Source organism: Pseudoalteromonas aliena SW19, from assembly GCF_014905615.1.
Taxonomy (GTDB): Bacteria; Pseudomonadota; Gammaproteobacteria; order Enterobacterales; family Alteromonadaceae; genus Pseudoalteromonas; species Pseudoalteromonas aliena.
Genome location: NZ_AQGU01000017.1, coordinates 45807 through 59987 on the forward strand (window position 1 = coordinate 45807; position 14181 = coordinate 59987).

The following is a 14181-nucleotide window of genomic DNA, read 5'->3' on the forward strand; positions in this document are numbered from 1 at the left end:
AGCTATATAAGTTCACCCATTTTAAATAACACAAACTCCCCTGGCTGCATTTTTTGCCATCGCTCATCATTCGTCAAAGGCCTTGTGGCTATCACTGTTACTACATCGTTTGGTGTGGTTTCTTGTTGAAAATCAACCACCATATCGGCATCAATTAATGTTGCTTTACCAAATGGCGCACGGCGCGTTATGTAATGTAAGTTATTAGTGCAATAAGCTAAAACAAATACGCCATCGGTAAGTAGCATATTAAACACCCCTTTTTCACGCAGTGTATGCGAAAGCTTAGCGGCATATCTGAAAACCGACGCCATATTACTTGGACGCTTAGGGTATTTTTCGCGAATTTTATCAAGCAACCAACAAAACGCCAGTTCGCTATCGGTATTTCCCACCGGACGATAATATTCTGTTTTTAAATCATGATAATTAGACAATTGCCCATTGTGTGCGTATGTAATCTCGCGCCCCCACAACTCACGTGTAAATGGATGAGTGTTTTCTAGACATACTCGCCCGCGGTTACCTTGGCGAATATGGCTAATTACTGACACACTTTTAATAGGGTATGCTTTAACCAGCTTTGCAATTTCGGACTGATAACTCGGCTCAGGATCTTTAAAGGTTCTACAGCCTTTACCCTCATAAAAGGTAATACCCCACCCATCTTTGTGAGGTCCCGTATTCCCACCGCGCTCTAAAAGGCCTGAAAAACTAAAACAGATATCAGTAGGCACATTGGCTGACATACCAAGTAACTCACACATAAAATAAATTAACCTTTAAGTTTATATAGTTAAAAAATTAACCGAAGTAAAAAACCATTAGTGATCACAGTTTTGGTCACACATATATTCTTGTAATTGCTATATTATACCAATTCGCTTAATTTAAATGCTCTATTTTAAGGTGAGAAAATCGTGTCAATAACAAGGAAAAAAATTCGTTCTCTAGTTGCTCTTGGTAATTGCTCCTGTATTGCTCTATCTCCTGCATTCATGCAGTCGTTAGCGTCAGGTTTAATCCCTCAAATTAATTAACCTGAACTTTGGTTAAGAGATTTACTAACGTATTAAATAATGGTGATATTTAAATTTATTTTCTCTAGCCAGAGGTTTTCAGTGAAAACAAGGCGAATTTACGCGTCAATAGCGGGCCTATTGCAAGTAAATTCAACGCAGTTAGCGCTGAAAATAGCTGCTCGAGATAGGTTTATACCAATCTGCTTATATATGGGGTCTATTTAACGTTAAGAAAATTACGCTAGAACTAGGCAAAAATTTTTGTATCTAGTTGTTCTAAATAAAAAATTTTTAACGACGTTATAGTGCAATTTAATTCGTTAAATTGATCAAAGATTTATGCAGTTTGGTATTACTATCCAGAGCTCAGATTAATTAGGTATTATTGCAAATGGGTATTACATATCCTGAATTCAGGGTACTTATTTTCAAAAATTTAATACAGTTATTTTAGAGTAAACACACTTAATTCGCATACCATTAAACACGTCATAATGAAGGAGCAATAATGCATCGATTAAAAGAAAAAGTGGTCTTAGTGACTGGCGCTGCGAGGGGAATTGGGCAAGCTATTGCACAATTATTTTGTGACGAAGGTGCAACTGTAATCCTCAGCGACATTAATGATGAACTAGGCCAAACAGTGTCATCTTCTATAAAAGGTAAAGCTGAGTATCACCATTTAGATGTTTCAAAGGTCGATGACTGGGAATTGATAAGACGTTATATTGAAAGCAAATATGGCAGACTTGATGTATTAATTAATAATGCAGGAATTACGGGATTTCTTGAAACAACAGGGCCTCATGATCCAGAAAATCTAGATATTGAGAGCTGGCATAAGGTGCACAGCGTTAACTTAGATGGTGTCGCTCTAGGGTGTAAAACGGCGATCGCATTGATGAAAAAGTCAACATCAGCAAGCATTGTGAATTTATCGTCTCGCTCTGGCATTGTTGGTATACCTGGAGCCGCAGCTTATGCATCAAGTAAAGCTGCAGTAAGAAATCATAGCAAAACAGTCGCCTTATATTGTGCACAAAACAATTACCCTATTCGCTGCAATTCAATACATCCAGGCGCAATTTTAACGCCAATGTGGGATGCAATGCTAGGTGAAGGAGATGCCAGAGAGTCAGCCATTAAAGCAATCTCTAGTGATATTCCATTAAATACCATGGGAGACGCTAAAGATGTTGCATATGCAGCACTTTACTTAGCTTCTGACGAATCGAAATATGTGACCGGAATTGAACTCAATGTTGACGGTGGTATTTTAGCGGGGAGCTCTGCTTCACCATCAGAAGAATAGTTCAAAAAAATATTTTTATCTGGATCTCTCAACGTTAGGGCATGTTGACCTTTGTGGATTGAAATTTGTTCAATCTGGGGGCAGTTGAATCGCGGCGCGAGGTTTGTAACCGAGTGGGCTAAGTAAAAACCGAGCAACAAAGAGTCAACCGTCCCTAGAATAAATCCAAAGGGCAGCACATGTTTGGCATTTATGCTGCGTTCTCGCCTATTTATGGGGAACAACCACACATCATAGGCTCTGCCTTGCTTAAATACCAAACAGCCTACTGAAAATTCAACCACCAAAGGTCACGTGCCCTAAGGTCTATCGCCATTTCGAACACTCTGTTTGAGTCAGTATTCATAATGTAATAATAAACAGTGACACCGATTTTGTTATAAGATCATAAAATTATAGTTATGATCAACCTTAGCGCGCATAATAATACCAATTGCATCAAATGGTGATCTATTATAGCGCGAAGAAAATAGCACAATAACAAGGCGAAATTGTGACATAGTGTTGTTCTATATGAATAATTTTTAACGCAATTAGTGAATTATTTAATGCGATAGAATGATCATGTTTTTAATAAAATTGGTATATATATGCTGCCAAGGTTTAACCAACAAAGCTTTATTTATATAGCTAACGTTTGTCGTGCCGACTTTAGGTAAACTAATCTCGCCCTTTAACTATTTTTACTATAATTTAACGCTTCAATGTACTTGAAAAATACTGTTACTAGCGCTACTCTAAGTGAGGTGGTCTGACCTCTATTAAGGAATAAAAATGACACTCATATTTACACTCGGTTTAATCGTACTGCTTTGCACTGCGATTTACCACAGAGCGAGTTGGAACACAGCACTTGGTGTTTCTGCCGCAACCCTACTTATAGGTACCTTCGCCGGTGCTTTTGGTTTAATTAGCTGGTTGATCTTCTTGGTCATCGCGGTTCCTCTTTCTGTTACTGGCATTCGTCAGCAATATATCATCAAGCCAATTTTTGCTACGTTTAAAAAAGTAACGCCAAGCATGTCTGATACTGAAAAATCAGCCATTGCCGCCGGTACAACGTGGTGGGAAGCAGATTTATTTTGCGGTAACCCTGATTGGAAAAAGCTTCATCAATACCCTGTACCTAAGCTTACAATTGAAGAACAAGCTTTTGTCGATGGCCCAGTTGAAGAAGTGTGTGCCATGTTGGATGATTGGGAAGCAACACACGAACTAACCGACCTTCCACAAGATGTATGGCAATATCTAAAAGATAATAAATTCTTTGCTATGATCATCAAAAAGGAATACGGCGGTTTAGAGTTTTCTGCATTTGCACAATCATGTGTACTTCAAAAACTAACAAGTAAATCAACGTTACTCTCGTCAACTGTTGGCGTACCTAACTCTTTAGGCCCTGGTGAATTATTACAACACTATGGAACAAAAGAGCAAAAAGACCATTACTTACCGCGTTTAGCTAGCGGCCAAGAAATCCCTTGTTTTGCCTTAACCTCACCAGAAGCGGGCTCTGATGCAAGCTCTATCCCAGACTACGGTGTGGTGTGTAAAGGACAATGGAATGGTGAAGAAGTTGTGGGTATTAGCTTAACGTGGAACAAGCGTTATATTACACTTGCACCCGTTGCAACCGTACTTGGTCTTGCATTTAAATTACAAGATCCAGATGGCTTAATTGGCGACAATAAAGAGCCAGGCATCACCTGTGCACTTATCCCAACAGATACTCCTGGAGTTGAAATTGGTCGTCGACACTTTCCGCTTAACGTACCATTTCAAAATGGTCCTACTCGCGGTAAAGACATTTTTGTACCACTTGATTACATTATTGGTGGGCCAGATATGGCTGGTCAAGGCTGGCGCATGCTGGTTGAATGTTTATCGGTTGGTCGTGCAATTACATTGCCGTCAAACTCTGCCGGTGGCATTAAAATGATTGCTGTAGCAACGGGTGCTTATAGTCGCATTCGTCGTCAGTTCCGTTTACCTATTGGTAAAATGGAAGGTGTTGAAGAGTCACTAGCTAAATTAGCTGGTTATGCTTACAGCTCTGATGCTGCGGTTAGTATGTCTACGGGCGCGGTTGATTTAGGCGAAAAACCATCGGTTGTTTCTGCCATTATTAAATATCACCTTACAGAGCAAATGCGTGATGCAACGATTCATGCAATGGACGTACTTGGTGGTAAGGGCATCATGCTTGGGCCAAATAACTATTTAGGTCGTGGCTATCAAGGTGCACCTATTGCCATTACTGTTGAAGGTGCAAACATCTTGACCCGTAATATGATTATTTACGGTCAAGGTGCAATTCGCTGTCATCCATTTGTACTTACCGAACTAGGTGCGTGCGAAATTGAAGACCGCGAAGAAGCGCTTAATGTATTTGATAAAGCGCTAATGGGTCACATTGGCTTTACTATGTCAAACCTTGTACGTACTAAGTGGCTTGCACTTACTGGTGCTCGCTTTACAAGTGTGCCGTACAACGACGAAACCGCTGAGTTTTATCGTATTGCGTCACGCTTTAGTGCATCGCTTGCACTTATGTCAGACATAAGCATGGCTGTATTTGGCGGATCACTAAAACGTAAAGAACGTATTTCTGCACGTTTAGGTGATTTACTAAGTTACTTATACTTAGTGTCTGCAACGCTTAAGCGTTACAACGACGAAGGCCGTAAAAAAGAGGATTTTGCTCTAGTAAAATGGAGTTGCCAAGATCATCTTTACCATTGCCAACGTGCACTTGCTGACTTAATCAATAACATGCCTTCTGCACCACTACGTGGCGTATTAAAAATATTGTTATTCCCATTTGGCCGCCCAGTACGCAAACCAACGGATCAGCTTGAGCATAAACTTGCTAAGTTACTTCAAGTACCAAGCGAAACACGTAATCGTTTAGCAAGTTACATATACTTAAAAAATGAGCCACTTAACCTTGTAGGTCGTCAAGAGCAAACGCTTAAAGATATCCTTGAGGTTGAACCGTTATTTGACCGTGTATGTAAAGAAAAAGGCCTTAAACTGCCATTTTTCCAGCTGGATAAAGTAGCGCAAATGGGACTAGAAGCTGGCATATTAAGCCAAGCAGAAGCTGATAAACTTGCTGCTGTTGAACAGTCTCGTTTAGATGTTATTAACGTTGATGACTTTGATCCTGCTGACTTACTTGCAGGTAAAGCCGCGCGTAATAGCGTAGTAAAAAATGCTGATGCGGCTTAACTAATTTAGTAAAGCAAGCAGCCCTGCTGTAAAAACAATCCAAACCAGCGCATAATGCGCTGGTTTGGATTGTGCAAAATAAACCTGCAACAAGCACCATGGTAAGCATAAACTCAACAAAATCATATTCAATCTATCAAACGTAATGCTGTAAGTTACAAAGGTCGCTAAAAATAACAGCATTCTAGGGCCTGTTGACCTTTCAGGATTAAAATTTGTTCAATCTAGGGGCGATTTAATCGCGGCGTGAGGTTTGTAACCTAGTGGGCTAAGTAAAAACCGAGCAACAAAGAGTAAATTGCCCCTAGGCAGAACCCAAGGGCAGCGCATGTTTGCCATTTATGCTGCGTTATCGCCTATTTATGGGGAATAACCACACTACATAGGCTCTGCCTTGCCTAAATACCAAACAGTCTGCTGCAAATTTAACCTCGAAAGATAAACAGGCCCTAGGTATAAACTGGCTAATATAAAACGTCCGTGCTTTTTGGCATGTCTTAAAAAACAAGCAATATTGTGCATAAACTTTAGCGCAATCAAATTGTAATGAGCTGCAAAATAATATAATAAAAGCCATAGCCACAGCATAAAGTACATTTACGAGATCAGCACGCTCAGCGACTAACGTAGTCGAGGCCATAAACACACATAAAAGTAACGACATACGCCATACCAGTGTCCAGCTGTGGTTTACAAAGTAGCAAAACCAAAAACCAAACAGTGACCGAACACTAACACGCCCATTTATATTAACTCTAGGTATAAGCAAGCTAATGCTAAAGATGATTGAAAAACCAATATGATAAATAAGCGGCGGTATGTCGATGGGAGTGAATAAAAAAAGGCCGCTTAATATAAAACCATAAACCAGTGCGCTAGGTTTGTATCAACACACAATGCCTAATCCTAACTGAATAAACATAAATACTATAAAATGCGGCACCTTTAACCACTGTGCAAAGGTAAGATCAAGCGCTATCAACAAACTAGCGATAAGCCAGCCATTGCTGATAAATAACAATTTAATATCGGCAAGGTGAAGCCAGCTAGGGTGAGCGATCGTAAGTTGAAACAGCCGTTGGTTACTATTTTTAATCGCCAGTTTCATTGCGCTTATCATCACGCTTTGCAATAACAAGTAAAATAGTGCCATTTGCGCGCCATATAAAGGCGTATCTGCACTATCTATAATTTTCCCTAAACCTAAAAAAAGCAATAATACAAAACCAAGAGCGGATGATCCCAACACCACTAAAAATAACAAACCAAAGTTTTTTAGCTGTTGAAGCAATTGCTTAAGCTCAAACGTGTACGCTAAATACCGGTAACCTATAAACGCGAGATACTGATTAAGTTTGCTTTTTATACTTATGATACTCATAGCGAGATACACTTAAAACCATGCTCAATAAACACAGCGGGCTCATGGCAAGTAATGATAATTTGCCCATTGGGTTTGTCAGCCAAATAAGCATCGAGTTGGCTTAAAAGATAATGAATACTGGTTTGATCGAGCGCAGCACTTGGCTCATCTAATAATAAATAAGGTGATTTACGCATTAATGCTAAAATTAGCTGGCATTTTTTTTGATTGCCCGACGACAGTGCTTCGAATCGCGTATTTAAAAATGCATTAAAGTTAAACCCGTTAACCAGCGAATGGGGCCAATCGCAACCTAATGTGTTAACAGATAAATCAATAATTTGATTTGCAGTTAAAAAATCTGGTAACGCAATACGGTCACTGGCAATTGCTACGGCTTTTGTTGGAGTGTTCAATCGGCTACCAGCAAATACAAGTGAACCACTTTGCGGCTTTTCAAGCCCTGCCAACATCATCAGTAATGTCGTTTTTCATTGGCCGTTAGGCGCTTCAATACACCCCTTTTGATCTGAAAAAACTTTGTTGTAATCTTTAAAAACAACATTGCCAGAAAATTGCTTATTTAGGCCAATGACTTCAATCATAAATATATCCTTTAATGTGAAGTGTCATTATAGCTATTGACATATTTAAAACGACAGACCCTTTGTAACACTTTGTTGCAGTTAACAATCAGTAATCACTTGCGTTTAAAAAGTGTTCAGGTGAGACTAAAAATTCAAAACAATAAACAACAGGATGTCGATATGAAACAGTCTTTAAAATTAGCAAGCCTTACCTGTGCGATAACGCTGGCATTGGCTGGTTGTAGCCAGTCAACAGTATTTAATAGCACCGCGAATCCGCAAGTTACTCAAACTCAATCAGTTAAAAATTATGACGCTGGTACCTTTTTTGATACTACCTCTATCACAGGAAATAGTTTCTCCTCAACAGGCGACAAAATTTTAGTCAGTAGTGATGAAAGTGGTATTTACAGCTTGTACGAAGTAGATGCGAAAACTGGCGGAAAAACTCGTTTAACCAACTTTGAGGACAGCACTTATCCTGTGCGTTACTTTCCAAATGATGATCGAGTGCTATTTACCAAAGATTCAGGTGGGAATGAACGATACCATGTGTACGTGCGTGAAGCTGATGGCACAATGACAGATCTAACGCCAGGGGATGAAACCCGCGCCAGCTTTGCCGGTTTTACCAACGATGGTAGCCAATTTTTCATCACCAGTAACAAGCGCGATGCTAAATTTATGGACTTATACCGTGTTGATAGTAAAACCTACGCAGTAACACCTATTTATCAAAACACCTTAGGACTAAACGTGGGTGCAATCAGCCCCGACGGCCGTTATATCGCACTATCCAAAAGTAATACTAACAAAGACAGCGATACTTTTATTCTTGATACGTTTAAAAAGTCACTCAAACCGCAGTTAATTTCAAAGCATGATACACCAGCGCAATATAGCCCTGAAACCTTCTCTGTTGATAGTAATTATTTATATTACTCAACAGACGCTAAAGGTGAGTTTTCACAGGTATGGCGTTATGACTTAGCCACAGGTGAACATAGCGCTGCATTAAAAGATGATTGGGATGTGAGTTTTATTTATTTCTCTAAATCGGGGCGTTATCAAGTAAGTGGTGTAAATGCTGACGCTAGCACCAAAGTAACCGTGATCGATACCCAAACAGGCAAAGAAATTGCGATGCCTACATTACCCGCAGGCAACTTACGCAGCGTTAACTTCTCAAATGACGAAAAAACGATGGCGTTTTATCTAAACTCAGATACGTCGCCAAGTAATTTATTTGTGTGGCAAGTTGGCAGCAATCAAGCAAAACAGCTTACAAATACACTAAGTAAAGAAATTAACCAAAACGACTTAGTTGAAAGCACAATCGTTCGCTTTAAAAGTTTTGATGGCCTTGAAATACCTGGCGTTTTATACAAACCAAAACAAGCAAGCAGCACAAATAAAGTTCCTGCGCTTATTTGGGTGCACGGCGGACCAGGTGGGCAAAGCCGCACCGGTTACAGTGCCATGCAGCAACATTTAGTGAATCACGGTTACGCCATTTTTGCCGTTAATAACCGTGGCAGCTCAGGCTATGGTAAAACATTTTTCCACCTAGATGATAAAAAACACGGCACCGACGACTTACAAGATATTGTATTTGGTAAGCAGCACTTACAAGGTCTGGATTGGGTTGATGCTGATAGAATCGGTATTATGGGCGGCAGCTATGGCGGCTTTATGACCGCAGCAGCGCTGGCTTTTGAACCGGAAGAATTTAAAGTCGGCATTAATATTTTTGGCGTGACAAACTGGGTACGTACCCTAAATTCTATTCCACCTTGGTGGGAAAGCTTTAAAAAGTCACTGTACGATGAAATGGGCGATCCAGCGACTGACGGTGAACGTCATCGTGCTATTTCACCATTATTTCACGCTAAGAATATCACCAAACCATTAATGGTTATTCAAGGTGCGAACGATCCGCGCGTTTTACAAGTAGAAAGTGATGAACTGGTTGCTGCGGTAAAAGCCAATGGCGTACCCGTAGAATATGTGTTGTTTGATGATGAAGGCCATGGTTTTAGTAAAAAAGAAAACCGTATTACGGCCTCAAATGCTTACTTAAACTTTTTAGATACCTATTTAAAATAGTCCGTTAGCCCATACAAGTATGGGCTAAATTTAAGATAAAGGCTGTGTGCTTGTTCGCATGCAGCTTTTTATGGGTGACGCGTTAATTTTGGTTCAAATAACGCAAGCGCTAAACCAAACACAACTGCAAATAGTCCAGTAAATTCAAGCCAGCTATTACCTGCATATGAGATGAAGCGTGGGATAGCATCTGTTGTGTAAACACGTTTACCACTAGTCACTTCTTCAACAAATGATTCGCCAATATACTCATCCATTAATTTAAAAAGCTCAACACGCCTAGCAAGCATCTCTTTAAGTTTTTCTGCACGCTTTTCAGCACTGGGATCTATTATATAATTTTTCCAATGATTGAAAACATTGAGTGGTTCATCAGCTTTAATAATTCCAATAGAGCGATACTCATAAAAGCGTTCATTAAACACATAATTTTTATGACCTACATAAAATAATGCACAACCAAACGAAATTAAAAACATGACTAAATAAATCAGTGTTCGTTGTTTAACTGAAGTATTAACAGCTTGTTTTTTAAGCCACTGTTCAACATCTGCTATTTGTATTAACCTCGCTTTATCATGACTAGCTGCAAGCGGTTTCATAAATTCATCAATAGAGATATCTAATGCCAAAAGCAAAGATCTGAAAATGTCGTTAGAAGGAATTGATTTATCATTTTCTAGTTTTGATAAGTAACTTTGCTCTATACCCACTTGCTCTGCAAATTCAGGTTGGCTCAATTTTTTATTATTTCTCAGCTGCTTTAGTTGTTGACCTAATGTGCTCATTTTAGTGCTTCCTTTTTTAAAGTGAGACTAGATTCTTGGCTATTCATGCAGATATAAAAAGCTGAATATTAAAGAATAGGCAGGAATATTAGCAGGTTAGCAGTAAGTAGTCGATTTTTTAGCTGATAGCTGATAGCTGATAGCTGATAGCTGATAGCTGATAGCTGATAGCTGATAGCTGATAGCTGATAGTCAAAGAATGTTTTATTGAGTTATTTAATCAAGGATTTTATAAACTTATTATTTAGGAAATAACAAGTGGCGGAGTGGACGGGACTCGAACCCGCGACCCCCGGCGTGACAGGCCGGTATTCTAACCAACTGAACTACCACTCCGCAGTGGTATGTGCATGGGGTAATGCACTTACTAATTTTAATCATGATATCAAATGGCGGAGTGGACGGGACTCGAACCCGCGACCCCCGGCGTGACAGGCCGGTATTCTAACCAACTGAACTACCACTCCGCAGAGATATCATTATACTTGTTATTACTTAACTTGTTGGCGGAGTGGACGGGACTCGAACCCGCGACCCCCGGCGTGACAGGCCGGTATTCTAACCAACTGAACTACCACTCCAGCATACAAATCTTGTAATATAACAGCGTTTAAATAGTTGGCGGAGTGGACGGGACTCGAACCCGCGACCCCCGGCGTGACAGGCCGGTATTCTAACCAACTGAACTACCACTCCAGCGCATATTTAAACTGTTATTTTTTCTTATTGGCGGAGTGGACGGGACTCGAACCCGCGACCCCCGGCGTGACAGGCCGGTATTCTAACCAACTGAACTACCACTCCATAATAAGAATATGTTTTACAACCATACGTTGTGTAAGTGTTGGCGGAGTGGACGGGACTCGAACCCGCGACCCCCGGCGTGACAGGCCGGTATTCTAACCAACTGAACTACCACTCCAGCTTTTACTTACAAGTTTTTCGAAAATGGCGGAGTGGACGGGACTCGAACCCGCGACCCCCGGCGTGACAGGCCGGTATTCTAACCAACTGAACTACCACTCCATATTTTCGTTGCTGTTTAGGTCTCCCTGACAGCGGCGTGAATAATACGAACCAACCCCTATTTCGTCAAGGGCTTTTTTGTTTTTTTATAGGTTTTTTAGTCATCTGACATCGAAAGGTTTAAAATTTCACCTGATTTGTCATTTTTTGAGCCGTTTTTACCAAGTTGATTTTTTCCTGAGTCGGTAACTTTGTCTTCGCCCACTTTCTTTTTCTTTAAAAAAGGCAGCTTCACGTTAAATTTTATCGGATTTTTCTGGACGAATACACGAATGGATAACCAACCTATTAATAAAATGAGTAAATTACAACCAACTATAAGACTCGTTAGCATAGCAGCTGTCATTTTTTCTTCTTCTGGTTCGCTCTGAATTATTATCTCAGGTTCACTAATTGCTGGTATTTCGATTTCTGGAATAACTTCGATGGGTCGTGCAACTTCAAATTTATACGTTGGCAGGGTCGCCATAAATTCGCGACCATTAATATTTGTGCCAAAAATGGATAGTTCGATATTATATCGTCCCCAATCATAATTTTTGACACTTAGTTGGCGTGATTGATTAGCGACCGCATCTATCACAAACATTTGCTCTTCGTTGTTAGGATAGTAAATCTTTCCTTGGATAATTACGGTGGCAGGGTCAACCATTGTGTTATCGATATTAATTGTTAGAAGATGATCGTCTTCATCTTTACCTAGCTCAATATCGTAACTTAGGGGAGGTTCGTGAACGATTAATGGGTTTTGCACTATTTGACGTTCAAGCAGAGGCGTTATAATAGAAAGTACGGGAGTCCACTCACCAGCAGGAAAACTAAACGTTAACTCTCCTGTAAATACGCCATCCCTCGCACGCTCATCTAAATCATAGCCATCATCTTTATACGTAGCAACATCTTCCCTACCCGCCCCAAAATTTGCATAGTTTTCTTTATTGGTGCTAATAAAACTAAGGTCTAAGTTAACTACATCTTTAAAAAAATCAGCATTGATCAGCTCGCCATCATTTAGTATTTGGCCAGTAACTTTAATTGTTTCGCCTCTAAAGATTAAAGAAGGGAATGCTTGTACCTCTAAATCTATTTTCCCTAATGCAATAACTCGACTATTAGAGCGGATCCTACCTATGGCCTGCCAAGGGCCTGGCATAGGGTTTTTAATACTAACAATGTCGTAACTAATTTCATCATACCAGTCGACCTCTAGGTTTTTAGCAAGCTCACTCACTAAGTACTTACTTCCATCGGGCCTAACTAGAACGACGGCTGGAGAACCTGGTTCCCTAAAAATTAGCAATGTTATTTTATCTAGGTTGCTATCTATACGAAAACGATTCTCCAGCAGAGGGATCTCATTTTGTTTCCCGTCGCGCTTTAATAGTTCAACTTGCTTAACGCCGTACGCGCTGCTTGTAAAAATACTAGCAACACATAACACGGTTACAAAATATATCGTTTTCATTATATCGCCTTATTCAGCGCGCCATATACATTGGCCGCCTTCTTTATTTACAAGATCTAATCGGGCTTCGTGTGCACTTTGCTCAGCATCGCTTGCACACAATACAACTAATGGTGCTCTGTCGCTGTTTAAACGCTTAATTCCCCCCTTTCGTTGTTCACTGCCTTCATCTTTATTTTGATTTAAGTTTAGCTTTGTTTGACCGCCTGTCATGGCAAGGTAAACGTCGGCCAAAATCTCAGAATCCAGTAATGCGCCATGTAACGTTCGCTTAGCATTGTCTACATCGTAACGGCGGCATAACGCATCAAGGTTGTTCTTTTGGCCTGGGTGCAAGTCACGCGCCATTTTAAGCGTGTCGAGCACTTGGCAGAATGTATTCGTTTTAGGATAGCCCTGATTAAGCAATGCAAATTCGTTATCCATGTGGCCAATATCGAACGGCGCATTATGAATAACTAGTTCAGCCCCTTCAATATAGTCGAAAAACTCTTGGGCAATTTGATGAAACAGTGGTTTATCACGCAAAAACTCGTTAGTAATACCGTGAACGTCGATTGCTTCCTCTTCGCTTGGTCGTTGTGGGTTTATATAAACGTGAAAGTTATTGCCTGTTAAACGACGGTTTACTAACTCCACACAACCAATTTCTATAATACGATGCCCTTGTTTAGGGTCGATGCCGGTGGTTTCTGTATCTAAAACTATTTGTCTACGTGCCATATCGAATTTAGCCTGATTCTGGTATCTTTCTATAATCACTTTATTGTACATAAAATCAAGGTAAAACAGTGCAAAAAACCGTAGAGATTTACACCGATGGCTCATGTTTAGGTAATCCAGGCCCCGGCGGTTATGGTATTTTTATGATTTACGATGCCCATGAGAAAGAATTAAGCCAAGGCTATAAACTCACAACCAATAACCGAATGGAAATGCTCGCGGCCATTGTAGCCCTTGAATCACTCACTCGAGAATGCAAAGTAAACCTAACAACCGATAGCCAATATGTTAAGCAAGGTATTGAATCGTGGATCACTAACTGGAAAAAACGTGGCTGGTTAACATCCGCTAAGAAACCGGTTAAAAACGTCGATTTATGGAAACGCCTAGATAAGGCATGCAGTGAACACACTGTGACATGGAAATGGGTTAAAGGGCATAGCGGCCACAAGTACAACGAAATAGTTGACGACTTAGCACGCGATGCCGCAGGCAGTAAAGATTTACTAGAAGATGTAGGTTACCAACCTTAATTAGCTGTTGTTACCCAATTTTATT

8 protein-coding genes, 7 tRNA genes and 2 pseudogenes are annotated in these 14181 nt (G+C 40.2%); 4 read left to right on the forward strand and 13 right to left on the reverse strand.

The genetic code is table 11. The annotated features are described in order from the left end of the window. Window positions 1-2: 2 nt before the first annotated feature. Window positions 3-767, reverse strand: coding sequence for a class II glutamine amidotransferase (locus PALI_RS00320; RefSeq protein WP_138586868.1), 765 nt, complete (start codon window positions 765-767; stop codon window positions 3-5). A 763-nt stretch (window positions 768-1530) separates the two neighbouring features. On the opposite strand from PALI_RS00320, the gene PALI_RS00325 reads away from it, so the two are divergent. Then, on the forward strand, window positions 1531-2334 hold the full coding sequence (locus PALI_RS00325; RefSeq protein ID WP_138586784.1) for an SDR family oxidoreductase: 804 nt from the start codon (window positions 1531-1533) through the stop codon (window positions 2332-2334). 774 nt (window positions 2335-3108) lie between these two features. Further along, window positions 3109-5565, forward strand: a complete 2457-nt coding sequence (fadE, locus tag PALI_RS00330) for an acyl-CoA dehydrogenase FadE (protein WP_193154402.1) — start codon at window positions 3109-3111, stop codon at window positions 5563-5565. A gap of 349 nt (window positions 5566-5914) precedes the next feature. Here the strand turns inward: fadE and PALI_RS19975 are convergent. Further along, a pseudogene (locus PALI_RS19975) lies at window positions 5915-6946 on the reverse strand (DUF6136 family protein). Further along, window positions 6943-7533: pseudogene (locus tag PALI_RS00340) on the reverse strand (ABC transporter ATP-binding protein). The pseudogenes PALI_RS19975 and PALI_RS00340 overlap by 4 nt, the downstream one beginning before the upstream one ends. A 162-nt stretch (window positions 7534-7695) precedes the next feature. Here PALI_RS00340 and PALI_RS00345 point away from each other — a divergent pair. After that, complete coding sequence (locus tag PALI_RS00345) at window positions 7696-9621, forward strand: S9 family peptidase (RefSeq protein WP_193154406.1); 1926 nt, start codon at window positions 7696-7698, stop codon at window positions 9619-9621. 68 nt (window positions 9622-9689) lie between these two features. On the opposite strand, the gene PALI_RS00350 is transcribed toward PALI_RS00345, so the two are convergent. The 10 genes from PALI_RS00350 to dnaQ form a co-directional block, all read right to left on the reverse strand. Further along, complete coding sequence (locus PALI_RS00350; RefSeq protein WP_193154407.1) at window positions 9690-10409, reverse strand: helix-turn-helix domain-containing protein; 720 nt, start codon at window positions 10407-10409, stop codon at window positions 9690-9692. A gap of 259 nt (window positions 10410-10668) precedes the next feature. Beyond that, window positions 10669-10745, reverse strand: a tRNA-Asp gene (locus PALI_RS00355). A 54-nt stretch (window positions 10746-10799) separates the two neighbouring features. Then, window positions 10800-10876: transfer RNA gene (locus tag PALI_RS00360), tRNA-Asp, on the reverse strand. Between the two features lie 37 nt (window positions 10877-10913). After that, window positions 10914-10990: transfer RNA gene (locus tag PALI_RS00365), tRNA-Asp, on the reverse strand. Between the two features lie 38 nt (window positions 10991-11028). Continuing rightward, window positions 11029-11105, reverse strand: a tRNA-Asp gene (locus PALI_RS00370). Between the two features lie 31 nt (window positions 11106-11136). Next, window positions 11137-11213, reverse strand: a tRNA-Asp gene (locus PALI_RS00375). Window positions 11214-11254: 41 nt separating this feature from the next. Next, a tRNA-Asp gene (locus PALI_RS00380) sits at window positions 11255-11331 on the reverse strand. Between the two features lie 27 nt (window positions 11332-11358). Continuing rightward, window positions 11359-11435: transfer RNA gene (locus tag PALI_RS00385), tRNA-Asp, on the reverse strand. Between the two features lie 97 nt (window positions 11436-11532). Continuing rightward, window positions 11533-12900: a TIGR03503 family protein gene (locus tag PALI_RS00390; protein WP_193154408.1), complete on the reverse strand. Its 1368-nt coding sequence runs from the start codon at window positions 12898-12900 to the stop codon at window positions 11533-11535. A gap of 9 nt (window positions 12901-12909) precedes the next feature. After that, window positions 12910-13623, reverse strand: a complete 714-nt coding sequence (gene dnaQ, locus PALI_RS00395; RefSeq protein ID WP_193154409.1) for a DNA polymerase III subunit epsilon — start codon at window positions 13621-13623, stop codon at window positions 12910-12912. A 68-nt stretch (window positions 13624-13691) separates the two neighbouring features. Here dnaQ and rnhA point away from each other — a divergent pair, with 68 nt between their 5' ends. Continuing rightward, complete coding sequence (gene rnhA / locus PALI_RS00400) at window positions 13692-14156, forward strand: ribonuclease HI (protein WP_077537534.1); 465 nt, start codon at window positions 13692-13694, stop codon at window positions 14154-14156. The last annotated feature ends 25 nt before the right edge of the window (window positions 14157-14181 follow it).

Excerpts from the sequence above, each read along its gene's own strand:
- PALI_RS00320 (WP_138586868.1), bottom strand. The coding sequence starts at position 767 with ATGTGTGAGTTACTTGGTATGTCAGCCAATGTGCCTACTGATATCTGT.
- PALI_RS00325 (WP_138586784.1), top strand. The coding sequence starts at position 1,531 with ATGCATCGATTAAAAGAAAAAGTGGTCTTAGTGACTGGCGCTGCGAGG.
- fadE (WP_193154402.1), top strand. The coding sequence starts at position 3,109 with ATGACACTCATATTTACACTCGGTTTAATCGTACTGCTTTGCACTGCG.
- PALI_RS00350 (WP_193154407.1), bottom strand. The coding sequence starts at position 10,409 with ATGAGCACATTAGGTCAACAACTAAAGCAGCTGAGAAATAATAAAAAA.
- dnaQ (WP_193154409.1), bottom strand. The coding sequence starts at position 13,623 with ATGGCACGTAGACAAATAGTTTTAGATACAGAAACCACCGGCATCGAC.
- PALI_RS00345 (WP_193154406.1), top strand. The coding sequence starts at position 7,696 with ATGAAACAGTCTTTAAAATTAGCAAGCCTTACCTGTGCGATAACGCTG.
- PALI_RS00390 (WP_193154408.1), bottom strand. The coding sequence starts at position 12,900 with ATGAAAACGATATATTTTGTAACCGTGTTATGTGTTGCTAGTATTTTT.